The 13,199-nt window shown below is 69.4% G+C and carries 11 protein-coding genes; 8 read left to right on the top strand and 3 right to left on the bottom strand.

All coding sequences use genetic code 11. The annotated features are described in order from the left end of the window. Positions 1–10 precede the first annotated feature (10 nt). The 3 genes from BKA14_RS03685 to BKA14_RS03695 all read left to right on the top strand — a co-directional run bounded on the left by BKA14_RS03685 (position 11) and on the right by BKA14_RS03695 (position 3,319). Entirely contained in the window at positions 11–1,000 is a 990-nt protein-coding gene (locus tag BKA14_RS03685; RefSeq protein ID WP_184949521.1) for an FAD-dependent oxidoreductase, read from the top strand. 97 nt (positions 1,001–1,097) lie between these two features. Then, positions 1,098–2,246 carry a hypothetical protein gene (locus BKA14_RS03690; RefSeq protein WP_184949522.1) on the top strand — a complete coding sequence of 383 codons (1,149 nt, stop codon included), beginning with the start codon at positions 1,098–1,100 and terminating at the stop codon, positions 2,244–2,246. A gap of 65 nt (positions 2,247–2,311) precedes the next feature. Beyond that, positions 2,312–3,319: a LacI family DNA-binding transcriptional regulator gene (locus BKA14_RS03695; protein ID WP_184949523.1), complete on the top strand. Its 1,008-nt coding sequence runs from the start codon at positions 2,312–2,314 to the stop codon at positions 3,317–3,319. Here BKA14_RS03695 and BKA14_RS03700 read toward each other — a convergent pair. Both BKA14_RS03700 and BKA14_RS03705 read right to left on the bottom strand, forming a co-directional pair. Continuing rightward, on the bottom strand, positions 3,303–3,713 hold the full coding sequence (locus BKA14_RS03700; RefSeq protein WP_184949524.1) for a VOC family protein: 411 nt from the start codon (positions 3,711–3,713) through the stop codon (positions 3,303–3,305). The genes BKA14_RS03695 and BKA14_RS03700 overlap by 17 nt on opposite strands. Positions 3,714–3,722: 9 nt before the next feature. Beyond that, entirely contained in the window at positions 3,723–4,166 is a 444-nt protein-coding gene (locus BKA14_RS03705) for a helix-turn-helix transcriptional regulator (protein WP_184949525.1), read from the bottom strand. Positions 4,167–4,240: 74 nt separating this feature from the next. Between BKA14_RS03705 and helR the strand changes: the two genes are divergently transcribed. Further along, complete coding sequence (gene helR / locus BKA14_RS03710; RefSeq protein WP_184949526.1) at positions 4,241–6,352, top strand: RNA polymerase recycling motor ATPase HelR; 2,112 nt, start codon at positions 4,241–4,243, stop codon at positions 6,350–6,352. Positions 6,353–6,470: 118 nt separating this feature from the next. Here helR and BKA14_RS03715 read toward each other — a convergent pair whose 3' ends face one another. Then, on the bottom strand, positions 6,471–6,656 hold the full coding sequence (locus tag BKA14_RS03715; RefSeq protein ID WP_184949527.1) for a hypothetical protein: 186 nt from the start codon (positions 6,654–6,656) through the stop codon (positions 6,471–6,473). A gap of 1,162 nt (positions 6,657–7,818) precedes the next feature. Here BKA14_RS03715 and BKA14_RS03720 point away from each other — a divergent pair. Genes BKA14_RS03720 through yicI form a run of 4 tightly spaced genes read left to right on the top strand, consistent with a single transcriptional unit; the run spans position 7,819 to position 13,189 of the window. After that, positions 7,819–9,129 carry an ABC transporter substrate-binding protein gene (locus BKA14_RS03720; protein WP_184949528.1) on the top strand — a complete coding sequence of 437 codons (1,311 nt, stop codon included), beginning with the start codon at positions 7,819–7,821 and terminating at the stop codon, positions 9,127–9,129. Positions 9,130–9,181: 52 nt separating this feature from the next. After that, a complete protein-coding gene (locus tag BKA14_RS03725; protein ID WP_184949529.1) occupies positions 9,182–10,066 on the top strand; it encodes a carbohydrate ABC transporter permease in 885 nt (294 codons plus the stop codon). Continuing rightward, positions 10,063–10,944 carry a carbohydrate ABC transporter permease gene (locus tag BKA14_RS03730; protein WP_184949530.1) on the top strand — a complete coding sequence of 294 codons (882 nt, stop codon included), beginning with the start codon at positions 10,063–10,065 and terminating at the stop codon, positions 10,942–10,944. The genes BKA14_RS03725 and BKA14_RS03730 overlap by 4 nt, the downstream gene beginning before the upstream one ends. A gap of 13 nt (positions 10,945–10,957) precedes the next feature. Then, positions 10,958–13,189: an alpha-xylosidase gene (gene yicI / locus BKA14_RS03735; protein WP_184949531.1), complete on the top strand. Its 2,232-nt coding sequence runs from the start codon at positions 10,958–10,960 to the stop codon at positions 13,187–13,189. Positions 13,190–13,199: the final 10 nt, after the last annotated feature.

The following is a 13,199-nucleotide window of genomic DNA, read 5'->3' on the forward strand; positions in this document are numbered from 1 at the left end:
GCGTCGAGCCATGACGGCAAACGTGATTGTGGTGGGTGGCGGCTACGGCGGCAGCACCGTGGCGAAGGCCCTGGACGACGTGGCGCGGGTGACCCTGGTCGAGCCGCGGGCCACCTTCGTGCACAACGTGGCGGCGCTGCGGGCGGTGGTCGACCCGGCGTGGGCCGCGAAGATCTTCATCCCGTACGGGGGAATGCTTCGCAACGGCGTCGTGCGACGGGACCGGGCGGTGCGCGTGACGGAAGGAACCGTCGTCCTGGCGTCCGGCGAGTCATTGAACGCCGACTATGTCGTGCTCGCCACCGGTTCCTCCTATCCGTTCCCGGCGAAGATCGCCGAGGAGGGGCCGGCGCATTTCCGGGAACTGCACGGCGCACTCGCGGCGGCCGGAACCGTGCTGCTGATCGGGGCCGGTCCGGTCGGGCTGGAGTTCGCGGGCGAGATCAAGGCGGCCTGGCCGGAGAAGCGCGTGATCGTCGTCGACCGGGGGACGGAGCTGATGCCGGGCGACTACCCGGACGAGTTCCGGCGGCAACTGCGCGAGCAGATCGACGAGATGGGTATCGACCTGCGGCTGGGCACGGCGGCGGACGGCATCGAGGCCGATCTGACGCTGGTCTGCCACGGCGCGTCGGTCGACCGCGGCTACCTGGCCGGCTCCGGTGACCGCATCGAGGTGACGCCCCAGCTGCGGGTGCGGGGGAGCGAGACGCTGTTCGCGATCGGTGATGTGACGGCGCTGCCCGAGCAGAAGATGGCGCGGCTGGCCCAGATGCACGCCGAGGTCGTGGCGGCCAACATCCGCTCGCTGATCACGGGCGGCCGGGCCGAGCGGACGTACGTGCCCCAGCCCGACGCCATCGTGCTGCCGCTCGGCCCCAAGGGCGGGGTCACCTACGCGCCGGAGGTGGGCGTGCTGGGCGCGGCCGAAAGTGCCGCGATCAAGGACGGGTTCTATCTGGACCAGTATCGGGAGCTGCTCGGGGCTGTGGACACCTGATCTACCGGCGTCGGCCTCGGCACGACGTGTACCCGGTTCTCAGCGCCGGATTGCGGCTGGCGGACTTCGCTGTGCAGTAGAACCTATGCTCAGCGCCGTGACACCGACGATCCCGGCACTGGACGGCCCGCACCTCGAGAGGTGGACCGCCGCGGCGGTGCCGTGGTGGGTGCCCCGGACGGGCCTGCTCGGCGGTTGGGCGGTCGCCGTCCTCGTGGCGGTGGCCGCCGACAACCGGGCCTGTTCGGTGGCGGACCCCGGCGTGTGCGGGCCGGACGTGACGTTCGCGGTGGCGATCGTCGTCCTGCTCGCCACGCCGGTGCTGCTCTGGTGGCTGCCGCCGGCCGGCTGCGCGGCCGGGGTGCTGTTCGCCGTCCTCGACGTGAGCTACGACGACCTGCGGGCCGCGAACGTGGCCTTCGCCCTGCACGGCCTGCTCTGCCTGGCCGTCGCCGCCTGGATCGTCTCGGCCCGGCGGCGGCAGGCGGCGGTCGTGGCCGAGGTGGCCGGGACCGTACGCCTGGACGCGGCGCTGACCGAGCGGCTGCGCGACAGCTTCCCGGGGTGGGGCGGCCGGTCCGTCCTCGCCGTCCTGCTGATCCTCGTGGGGGCCGTCAGCCTGGCCTGGTACCACCACCGGGACGACCAGGTCGCGCGGCACGAGGCGGCCGCCGTACGGGCGGACGCGGTGGTGCGCGGCGTCGACAACTCCGAAGGCACGGTCGTGCTCGAGGTGCCGCGGCCGGTGAAGGTCGGCGTGCTCGGCTCCTACGAGGCCGGGCAGGTCGTCCCGGTGCTGGTCGACGGCGACTGGGTGCGTCCGGTGAACGAGCCGGAGGACGTGACCGTCTGGCTCAGCATCGGGCTGGGAGCGCTCGCCCTCGCCCTCCTGCTGCTGATCCGCGAGCAGCGGATGCGGGCGGCCCGGCGGCGGCTGCTGAGCGGCCCGCTGCCCGCGGTGGAGCTGACCGCCGCACCCGACGAGGGTCGCGCGCTCCTGCACGACGGCCTGGCCCTGGTGCCGGTCGCGTCGACGCCCCGCCGGCTGCCCCGTCCCCGCCTGACCGGTGAGGACGTGACGTGGGAGGACGGCTGGAGAACTGAGCAGACGCGGCCGCAGCCCGTGACGGTGGCCGGCGACCTGCGCGACGGCGGCTGGGTTCTGCTGCTCACCGAGGACGCCGTCCTGCTGCCCGAGGCGCCTCTGCGCACGCCGCGGCGCCGGCCCGTTCCGGGCAGTAAGTAGGATCCGGGCTGAGACAGCAGGCCGTTCGGCGCGGATCTGCGGCGCGGGGCGGGCAGGGAGCGTGGATGGCGACGATCAACGACGTGGCGCGGGCGGCCGGGGTGTCACCGAGCACGGTGTCGTACGTGCTGAGCGGCCGCCGCCCGATCTCCGCGCAGACCCGCGCCCGCGTGCAGGCCGCCATCGCCGAACTGGGCTTCCACCCGCACGCCGGGGCCCGGGCCCTGGCCAGCAGCCGGACGAGCGTGCTGGCCCTGGTCGTGCCGCTGCGCGTCGACGTCAACGTGCCGGTCATCATGCAGTTCGCGACCGCCGTCGTCACCGCCTCGCGCACCCACAACCACGACGTCCTGCTGCTGACCAAGGACGAAGGCACCGCGGGTCTGGAGCGGGTCGCGCACAGCACCATGGTCGACGCGCTGATCGTGATGGACGTGGAACGCGACGACGTCCGCATTCCGGCCCTGCGCCGGCTCAAGCAGCCGTCCGTGCTGATCGGGCTGCCCGAGGAGCCGGACGGCATCGTCTGCGTCGACCTCGATTTCGAGGCGGCCGCGGCGGAGACTCTGCGGCATCTGTCCTTCCACGGGCACCGCCGGGTCGCCCTGGTCGGGCCGTCACCTGCCGTCTACAAGCGCGGCACCACGTACGCGGAAAGGTTCTTGACGGGTTTCACCGAGACGTCGGCGGCGCTGGGACTGGAGACGCTCGCGCACCCGTGCGAGCCCGGGCGGGAGGGCGTGCGCGCGTGCCTGGCCGACATCGACGCGCAGCTGCCGGGGGCCACGGCGTTCGTCGTGCACAACGAGGAGGCCCTGCGGACCGTGCTGGAGGAGCTGCGGGCGAGCGGGCGCCGGGTGCCGGAGGACGTCTCCGTGGTGGCGGTCTGCCCGCGCGACGTGGCCTTGAACATGCCGCTGCCGCTGACGTCGGTCGACATCCCGGCGCACGACGTCGGCGGCCTGGCGGTCGAGACGGCCATGAAGCTGCTCGACGGCCGCCCCACCGAGCTCGTACGCCTGCTCCCGCCCACCCTGGTCGAGCGGGGGAGCACCGCTAGACCGCCTGGTTGATCCGCACCATGTTGCCGGCCGGGTCGCGGAAGGCGCAGTCGCGCAGCCCGTACGGCTGGTCGATCGGTTCCTGCACCACGTCGGCGCCGTTCTTCTGCACCGTCTCGAACGCCTCGTCGACATTGGTGCTGCTGAGCACGATGCTGGCGTAGCTGCCCTTGGCCATCAGCTCGGCGATCACGCGCTTCTCGTCGTCGGTCAGGCCGGGGTCGACGGCCGGCGGGTGCAGCACGATCGACGTCTGCGGCTGGCCGGGCGGGCCGACGGTGATCCAGCGCATGTCGCCGTAGCCGACGTCGTTGCGTACCTCGAAACCCATGGTGTCGCGCCAGAACGCCAGGGACGCCTCGGGGTCGTCGGCCGGCAGGAAAGTGTTGGCAATCGTGAGGTCCATGGCCCCACGCTAAAGGCCGGGCGCGGGCGTTGCTTCTCGATTCCTGATCGGTCGGGTCACCTGCTTGACCACGCACCCGGGCAGCCCCCGGGCCTGCGCCTGCTCGGCCGTGAAGCGCCTGTACGCACTGGGTGACATGCCCACCAGCTCGGAGAAGCGCGTGCTGAAGGTGCCCAGCGAGGAACAGCCGACGGCGAAGCACACGTCGGTGACGCTGAGGTCGCCCCGGCGCAACAGGGCCATCGCCCGTTCGATGCGGCGGGTCATGAGATAGCTGTACGGGGATTCGCCGAACGCGGCCCGGAACTCGCGGCTGAGGTGCCCGGCCGAGATGTTGACCCCACGAGCGAGGGCTTCCACGTCGAGGGGCTGCGCATAATCCCGGTCGATCCGGTCGCGCACCCGGCGGAGAAGTCGCAGGTCCTTGAGCCGTTGCTCGTGCCTGTCCGACATTCCTCCCACTTATATCGTCTACCACACCCCCGGTCTTGCGGCAAGACCCCGGTGCTCCCGGAGAATCGCTCACCGTGGAACCGTTCAACCTGCCTGCCAACCTCGCCGCCAAGGGTGATCCCGCCCTGATCGCCGAGGACACGAAGCATTTCGCGGCGATCGCTACCAGCCTGTCCGCCACCGTCGCCGACCTGTCGGACCGCCTGGAGTCCGTACGCAAGGCGCCCGCGGGCAAGGGCCGCCAGGCCGTCGAGCGGGACGAGGAGGTCAAACGGCTGACCTCCCGGCTGCGGGCGTTGCGGCGCTACAGCCTCGACATCTGCCTGGGCCGCCTGGTTTTTGACCCTTCCTCGGATCCGGTGTACATCGGGCGGTTCGGGCTGACCGATCGCGACGGCCGGCGCCTGATCGTGGACTGGCGGTCGCCCGCGGCCGAACCGTACTTCGCCGCCACCCACGCCCGGCCGATGGGCCTGGCCAGCCGCCGCCGCTACCGGTGGACCGGCGGTCAGGTCACCGACTACTGGGACGAGGTGTTCACCCCGGGCGGGCTCGAGGGGCACGCGGCCCTCGACGACCAGTCCGCGTTCATCGCAGGCCTGGGCGGCAGCCGGTCGGCCCGCATGCGCGACGTGCTGGGCACGATCCAGGCCGACCAGGACGCCATCATCCGGGCCGGATCGAGCGGCGCGCTGGTCGTCGACGGCGGGCCGGGCACGGGCAAGACCGTGGTCGCGCTGCACCGCACCGCGTACCTGCTCCACTCCGAGGCGCGCCGGGTGCTCTTCGTGGGCCCGCACGAGCCGTACCTGGCCTACGTCTCCGACGTGCTGCCCAGCCTGGGCGAGGAGGACGTGCAGACCTGCATGATCCGTGACCTGGTGCCCGAAGGGGCGGCGGCCGCACCCGAGAACGATCCGGTGGTCGCCGCGCTCAAGTCGTCGGCCCGCCTCGTACGGGCCGTCGAAGCGGCCGTACGTTTCTACGAGGAGCCGCCCGCCCGGGGCCTGACGGTGGCCACCGATGACGACGACATCCGGCTCACCGCCGACGACTGGGCCGAGGCGTTCGACGCGCCCGGACCCGCCACCCCGCACAACGAAGGCCGCGGCCAGGTGTGGGAGGAACTGCTCACCATCCTGCTGACCAAATACTCCGGCGACGAGCCTTCCCACCTCGTACGGCGGAGCCTGCTCGGCAATCGGGAACTGCTCGCGGCGTTCAACCGGGCGTGGCCGATCCTGGAACCCACCGACATCGTCGCCGACCTGTGGTCGGTGCCCGCGTACCTGCACCGATGCGCGCCCTGGCTCAACACCGACGAGATCCGCGCGCTGCAACGCACCGACCCCCGGGCGTGGACCCTGCCGGACCTGCCGCTGCTCGACGCCGCACACCAGCGGGTGGGTGACCCCGAGACGTCCCGCGAGGAACGCCGCCGCGCCGTCGCCGTCGACTCCCAGCGCCGCTCGTACGCCCGCGTGATCGACGACCTGATCGCATCGCACGAATACGACGACGGCGAAGGCCTCATGCAGATGTTCATGCAACCGGACATGAAGGAGGTGCTGATCGACGAGTCCGTCCTGCCGGGCTCCGAAGTGGACCGGCTGGCCGGCCCGTTCGCGCACATCGTCGTCGACGAGGCCCAGGAACTGACCGACGCCGAATGGCAGATGCTGCTGCTGCGCTGCCCCTCGCGCAGCTTCACGATCGTCGGCGACCGCGCGCAAGCCCGGCACGGCTTCACCGAGACCTGGACCTCCCGGCTGAACCGGGTCGGCATCGAACGCGTGTCACTGGCCGCACTGACGATCAATTACCGTACGCCGGCCGAGATCATGAACGAGGCCGCGCCGGTGATCCGGGCCGTCCTGCCCGACGCCAACGTGCCCACATCCATCCGCGAAAGCGGCGTGCCGGTCCGCTACGGCTCCACAGCGGACCTGTCCGGAATCGTCGGCTCGTGGCTGGCGTCGCACACCTCCGGCGAAGGGGTGGCCTGCGTGATCGGCGACCCGTCGTTCACCTGGCCGTCGCCGAGAGTCCGGTCGCTCTCCCCGGAACTGGCCAAAGGCCTCGAATTCGACCTGGTCATTCTCATCAACCCGGCCGCCTTCGGGGCAGTCGACCGCTACGTGGCCATGACCCGCGCGACCCACCAGCTGGTGATCCTCACTTCGTGACACACGAGGTGAAATCAAGACCTTGAGCCGCCGGCTTCGGTGCCTGACAGTCCTCTGTGGTCACGGTCCGGGCCCGAACCCGTCCGCCCGCGAATCGGTGAACCGCTCCCCATGCCCGTCACCGCGCCGTCGGCCAGCACCTCACCCTGCCCAGCTCGAACGTCCCACAGTCGACGACGCCCAGCCCCGGCCACGACGTCGTGCTGGGCGGCCCGCTCTGATGCCCGCCCTTCGGCGTGGCCAGGCTGGTGACGCCCTCCCCGAAACCGGCCCACTCGCGCAGGCGCCCAGCAGGAACAAGCATGAGAAGTCGTTTCACCCTGATCGGAGGCCCAAAAGCACCGCCCGGTTGCGCCGCCGCCCCGCTTGAACCGCAACCACAGCCCGCACTACTCGCTTGCCGTCTGCCGCCGTGTCGCGTGCCGCCTGCCGTCTGCCGCCGTGTCGCGTGCCACCCGCCGCCGTGTCGCGTGCCACCCGCCGCCGTGTCGCCTGCCGTTCGCCGCCGTGTCGCCTGCCGTTCGCCGCCGTGTCGCCCGCCGCCCGCCGCCCGCCGCTGTGCCCCCCGCCGCCCGCCGTTCGCCGTCTGCCGCTGTGTCGCCCGCCGCCCGCCGCCCGCCGTCTGCCGCTGTGTCGCCCGCCGCCCGCCGCCCGCCGCCCGCCGTCTGCCGCTGTGTCGCCCGCCGCCCGCCGCCCGCCGTTCGCCGCCTGCCGCCGCGCCGCCGCTACGGCGTCCAATCCCATGCCGCTGCCCGCCGCCACGCCCAGTGTGGTCATCAATCCGTCGCCGTGCAGCGTGTTGCCAGGCTCGCCCGCACCGTCCCTCCTGCGCGTCAACCGACAACCTAGCCTCCTAGGATGCCAAGGGATTGTGCCGGTGGAGCAGTGCGCACATTGCGGAGTTTGCGTGAGAGCGGCCGACTCGCGGTGAGCCGACCCCTTCGGTTGCGTTGGCGATGCGGCCCAGATGGCAAAGGCGGCCAAGCGGCTGCGGAGACCGTAATGGCACGGGGTCTGCGGTCGCGCGGCTACGGGAGGCCACCGCGAGGAGACGGAAGCTGCCGCGAGGAGGGCCGCCCCCGGTGAGGGTCGCCGCGAGGAGACAGAAGCTGCCGCGAGGAGGGCCGCCCCCGGTGAGGTCGCCGCGAGGAGGGCGCCACGGAGGGTGGCGTCGTGGGGAACGGCGATGCGAGAGGGCCGCCGTGGACAGCGGCGCCAAGGGGAGGGCTGCCGTGGGTTGGTGAGGGCTGGGCCGGCGGCGTCGGGTGGTGGGTCTTCGGGGGCGTGCTCGGCGGGGTTGGTCTCGGGTTTGGAAATGTCTTTGTCACACCGTTGACATGTGGGCTTGGCCGGGCCTAGTTTCCTCCCAAAGTCCCGCGTCGAAGCGCTTCGACAACCCGTGCGGTGTGAGCTGTGAGCTGATTGTCGAAGCGCTTCGACGGATCCCTCCCGGAGGACGAACCAACATGATTCGATCGCGAGCCGGTCTTACCGCCGGTGCACTGTTGATGGCTGCCTCGCTCGCTCTCACCGCCTGTGGTGGTGGCGGCAGTGATTCCGAAGAAGGCGCCGACGCCAAGACCCTGACGCTCTGGCACTACGAGGGCCCGAACAGCGCCATGGGTATCGCCTGGAACAAGGCCATCGAGGACTTCAAGGCCAGCCACCCGGGCGTCGAGGTCAAGTTCGAGGAGAAGGGCTTCGAACAGATCCAGCAGAACGCCCAGATGATCCTCAACTCGGACAGCGCGCCGGACATCATGGAGTACAACAAGGGCAACGCCACCTCGGGGCTGCTGAGCAAGCAGGGGCTGCTCACCGACCTCACCGAGGAGGCGAGCAAGCGGGGCTGGGACAAGGCGCTCAACACCGGCCTGGCCACCACCACCAAGTACGACGAAGACGGCATCATGGGCTCCGGCAAGACGTACGGGATCCCGAACTACGCCGAGTACGTCGAGGTGTACTACAACAAGGACCTGTTCAAGAAGTACAACCTGCAGGTCCCGACCACGCTCGACGAGTTCACCAAGGTGATGGACACCTTCGTCCAGAACAAGGTGACCCCGCTCGCGGTCGGTGGTGCCGAGTACCCGGCCCAGCAGATCCTCTATTCGCTCGCGCTGAGCAAGGCCGACCGGGCCTGGGTCGACGACTACCAGCTCTACAAGAACAAGGTCGACTTCAAGGGCCCGCAGCTCAAGTACGGCGCGGACACCTTCAAGCAGTGGGTCGACAAGGGTTACATCGCCAAGAACTCGGCCGGCATCAAGGCCGAGGACATGGGTGTCTCGTTCACCCAGGGCAAGTTCCCCATCATGATCTCGGGTTCGTGGTGGTACGGCCGGTTCGTCAACGAGATCAAGAACTTCGAGTGGGGCACGTTCCTGTTCCCGGGCAACAAGCTGCACCCGGGTTCGAGCGGCAACCTGTGGGTCGTGCCGGAGAAGAGCAAGGCCAAGGCCCTCGCGTACGACTTCATCGACATCACCATGAAGCCGGAGATCCAGGCGCTGCTCGGTAACAACGGCGGCGTGCCGGTGGCGGCCGACGCGGCGGCGATCACGGACGCCAAGAACAAGGAACTGATCGAGAACTTCAACAAGATCTCGTCCGAGGACGGTCTGGCCTTCTACCCCGACTGGCCGGCCCCGGGCTACTACGACGTGCTGGTCGCCGGGGTGCAGGGCCTGATCAACGGCTCCAAGACCCCGGACCAGGTGCTGACCGAGATCGCCAAGCCGTACGACGAGAACCTCGCCGACCTCGGCAAGTGAACCGGATGCCGGCGGAGGTGACCCCTTCGCCGGCACACGGAAGGGGTATTACATGAGGCGTAGGGGATATTGGGTCTTCCTGATCCCGGGCGTGCTGCTGTCCTTGCTGGTCATCGTCGTGCCGCTGGTGATGACCGTCTACACGAGCTTCACCAAGTGGAACGGCGTGGGTGAGCAGCGCTGGATCGGCTTCGACAACTACACCCGGCTGTTCGAGGATTCGCTGTTCTGGTCGTCGTTCGGCAACATCGTGCTGCTGATCCTGGCCATGGCCGTGGTGCCCACGCTGCTGGGCCTGTTCCTGGCCGCGGTGCTGTTCGACTACGTGGCCAAGAAGTTCAGCAACCGCTGGGCGTCGCTGTTCCGCAGCGGGTTCTATCTGCCGCAGGTGATCCCGGTGGCGGTCACGGGCATCGTGTGGGGCTGGATCCTGCACCCCGAGTACGGCGCGCTCAACAAGATCCTCGACACGATCGGGCTGGGCGGCTTGGCCCACAACTGGCTGGGCGAGCCGGGTTCGGCGCTGTACAGCGTCATGGGCATCATGATCTGGGTCCAGCTGGGCTATCCGATCGTCATGTTCATGGCCGGCCTGCAGCGGGTCGACCCGGAGCTGTACGAGGCGGCCGACCTGGACGGCGCGACCTGGTGGCAGCGGTTCCGCAAGATCACGGTGTATCTGATCCGGCCCGAGTTCTACGTCGTGCTGGTCACGACCACGATCTCGGCGCTCAAGATCTTCGGTCCGATCTTCGTGCTGACCGGCGGCGGGCCGAGCAACGCCACGCTTGTGCCGTCGTACTTCGCGTACAAGAACTTCTTCGAGAAGGCCCAGGTCGGGTACGGCTCGGCGATCTCCACGGTGCTGACCGTGCTGATCATTGCGCTGTCCATCGTGTTCCTGCGCCTGCAGAACCGCGCGGAGCGTAACGCATGACACTCACAGCAAATCGGACAGAACGTGAGCCGGAGACGGCGGTAAGCGCAGAGAAGCGCACCAACCCGCTCAGGTTCGTCATCCTGGCGGCCCTGCTGGCGCTGCTGCTGATCGTCATCGCGCCCCTGCTGATCATCACGATCAACGCGGTCAAGAGCCCGGCCGACTACGCGAGCGGCGGCCCCCTGTCGCTGCCGCCGAGCCTCTACTGGGACGGCATCGTCGACTTCTGGAACCGGGTCGACTTCGGCATGAAGCTCTGGAACAGCTTCATCACCAGCTTCACGGTGGCCGTGCTGGGTGTGCTGCTGTCGATCCTCAACGCGTACGCGCTGGGCATCGGCAAGGTCAAGGGCCGGGTCTGGTTCCTCGTGTTCTTCCTGGTGGCGAACCTGCTGCCGCAGGAGGTGCTGGTCTACCCGCTGTACTTCCTGTCCAAGGAAGCCGGCCTCTACGACAGTCTGATCTCGATCGTCATCATCTTCACGGTCATCCAGGCCGCGTTCGGGACCTACCTGCTGACCTCGGTCTATCAGGAGTTCCCGACCGAGTTGCTGGACGCGGCGGACGTCGACGGCGCCGGCAAGCTGCGCACTCTGTGGAGCGTCGTGGTTCCGGTCAGCCGGCCGACGCTCGGCGTGCTGTTCACGTTCTTCTTCATCTGGACGTGGAACGAGTTCTTCCTGCCGCTGGTCTTCCTCGTCTCCAACGACAACCAGACCGTGCCGGTGGCCCTCGGCGTGCTGCAGGGCGACCGGCTGATGGACGCCACCATGACCAGCGCCTCGGGCCTGATCGGCATCCTCCCGGCCATGATCTTCTTCCTCGTCTTCCAGCGCACGCTCACCCGCGGCATCACTGCCGGCGCGATCAAGTAGTAAGGGACCGCTCATGAAGTTCACCGACGGGTACTGGCTCAAGCGCCAGGGCTTGACCGTCCTGCACCCGGCTCAGCTGCGGGACACTTCTGCCGACGGCAAGACCCTGACCGCGTACGCCGCCACCAAGCCGGTACGCAGCCGGTCGGACACGCTGGACACGCCGCTCATCACGATCAAGGTCGAGGCGCCGATGCCCGACGTGCTCAAGGTGACGCTCGGGCATTTCCTCGGCGGCGTGCCCACGGGCCCGAACTTCGCCGTCAACACCGAGGACCACGACGTCACGGTGGGGGACAGCGAACTCACGTCGGGCCGGTTGACGGCCCGGTTCCGTACGGGGGAGCAGTGGGGTCTTGACTTCGAGGCCGAGGGCCGCCGGCTGACCGGCAGCGGCTGGCGCGGGATGGGCATCGTCGACACGGCCGACGGCGAGCATTTCGTGCACGAGCAGCTCGACCTGGGTGTGGGGGAGGCCGTCTACGGGCTCGGGGAGCGGTTCGGCCCGCTGGTCAAGAACGGGCAGAGCGTCGACATCTGGAACGAGGACGGCGGCACCAGCAGCGAGCTGGCGTACAAGAACGTGCCGTTCTATCTGACCAACCGCGGCTACGGCGTGCTGGTCGACCACCCCGGCAAGGTGTCTTTCGAGGTGGCCAGCGAGATGGTGTCGCGCACCCAGTTCAGTGTGGCCGGGCAGACGCTGTCCTATTACATCGTGTACGGGCCGACCCCGGCCGACGTGCTGCGCAAGTACACGGCGCTGACCGGCCGGCCCGCGCTGCCCCCGGCCTGGTCCTTCGGGCTGTGGCTGACGACCAGTTTCACCACACCGTACGACGAGGAGACGGTCACCGGTTTCGTCGACGGGATGGCCGAGCGGGACCTGCCGCTGAGCGTGTTCCACTTCGACACGTTCTGGATGCGCGAGTTCCACTGGTGCGACTTCGAGTGGGACCCGGCGATCTTCCCGGACCCGCCGGGCATGCTCAAGCGGCTGCACGACCGGGGCCTGCGGACCTGCCTGTGGATCAACCCGTACATCGCGCAGCGTTCGGCTCTGTTCGCCGAGGGTCTGGCCCGGGGCTACCTGGTCAAGAAGGCGAACGGCGACGTCTGGCAGTGGGACAGGTGGCAGGCCGGCATGGCGCTGGTCGACTTCACCAACCCCGACGCCCGGGCTTGGTACGCGGCCAAGCTGGCGGTCCTGGTCGAGATGGGTGTGGACGCGTTCAAGTCCGACTTCGGCGAGCGCGTGCCCACGGATGTGGTCTGGCACGACGGCTCCGACCCGGAGCGGATGCACAACTACTACACCCAGCTCTACAACCAGGTCGTCTTCGACGTGCTCAAAGAGGCCAAGGGTGAGGGCGAGGCCGTGCTGTTCGCCCGGTCGGCCACCGTGGGCGGGCAGCAGTTCCCGGTGCACTGGGGTGGGGACAACTCGGCCACGTACGAGTCGATGGCCGAGAGCCTGCGCGGCGGTCTGTCGCTGATGAGCTCGGGCTTCGGGTTCTGGAGCCACGACATCGGCGGTTTCGAGGGCCGTCCCGACCCGGCCGTGTTCAAGCGGTGGATCGCGTTCGGCCTGCTGTCGTCGCACAGCCGCCTGCACGGCAACCACTCGTACCGGGTGCCGTGGCTCTTCGACGACGAGTCGGTCGAGGTGCTGCGCTCGTTCACGCACCTCAAGTACAGCCTGATGCCGTACCTGTTCGAGGCCGCGCGGCAGGCCCACGAGCAGGGCCTGCCGGTGATGCGCCCGATGGTGCTGGGCTTCCCGGACGACCCGGCGGTGACCCACCTCGACCGGCAGTACCTGCTCGGCGGGGATCTGCTGGTGGCGCCGGTGTTCAGCGAGGGCGGCGAGGTCAGCTACTACGTGCCCGCCGGCTCGTGGACGCGCTTCACCACCGGTGAGGTCGTCGAGGGGCCGGGCTGGGTGCACGAGACGCACGGCTTCGACAGTGTCCCGCTGCTCGTGCGGCCGGGCGCGGTGCTGCCGATCGGCAACCGGACCGACCGGCCCGACTACGACCACGCGGACGGCGTGACGCTGCGCTTGTTCGCCCCGGCTGAGGGCACTTCCACCGTACGGGTGGGGGAATCGGTCTTCACCGTGACGCGCGACGGCACCGCGCTCCGCGTCGACCGGGACGGGCCCGCGCTGCCGTGGCGGGTGGAGATCGTCGGCGGCGCGTCGGCCGATCTCGCCGCCGGCGACGCGTCCTGGGTCGCGGGGTAGACGACGAAGT

This window comes from Paractinoplanes abujensis (genome assembly GCF_014204895.1).
GTDB classification, from domain to species: domain Bacteria; phylum Actinomycetota; class Actinomycetes; order Mycobacteriales; family Micromonosporaceae; genus Actinoplanes; species Actinoplanes abujensis.

Bases quoted from the DNA above. Each gene is read 5' to 3' on its own strand.
- BKA14_RS03720 (WP_184949528.1), top strand. From the start codon at position 7,819: ATGATTCGATCGCGAGCCGGTCTTACCGCCGGTGCACTGTTGATGGCT.
- BKA14_RS03730 (WP_184949530.1), top strand. From the start codon at position 10,063: ATGACACTCACAGCAAATCGGACAGAACGTGAGCCGGAGACGGCGGTA.
- BKA14_RS03705 (WP_184949525.1), bottom strand. From the start codon at position 4,166: ATGTCGGACAGGCACGAGCAACGGCTCAAGGACCTGCGACTTCTCCGC.
- yicI (WP_184949531.1), top strand. From the start codon at position 10,958: ATGAAGTTCACCGACGGGTACTGGCTCAAGCGCCAGGGCTTGACCGTC.
- BKA14_RS03715 (WP_184949527.1), bottom strand. From the start codon at position 6,656: ATGCTTGTTCCTGCTGGGCGCCTGCGCGAGTGGGCCGGTTTCGGGGAG.
- BKA14_RS03685 (WP_184949521.1), top strand. From the start codon at position 11: ATGACGGCAAACGTGATTGTGGTGGGTGGCGGCTACGGCGGCAGCACC.
- BKA14_RS03695 (WP_184949523.1), top strand. From the start codon at position 2,312: ATGGCGACGATCAACGACGTGGCGCGGGCGGCCGGGGTGTCACCGAGC.
- BKA14_RS03725 (WP_184949529.1), top strand. From the start codon at position 9,182: ATGAGGCGTAGGGGATATTGGGTCTTCCTGATCCCGGGCGTGCTGCTG.
- BKA14_RS03700 (WP_184949524.1), bottom strand. From the start codon at position 3,713: ATGGACCTCACGATTGCCAACACTTTCCTGCCGGCCGACGACCCCGAG.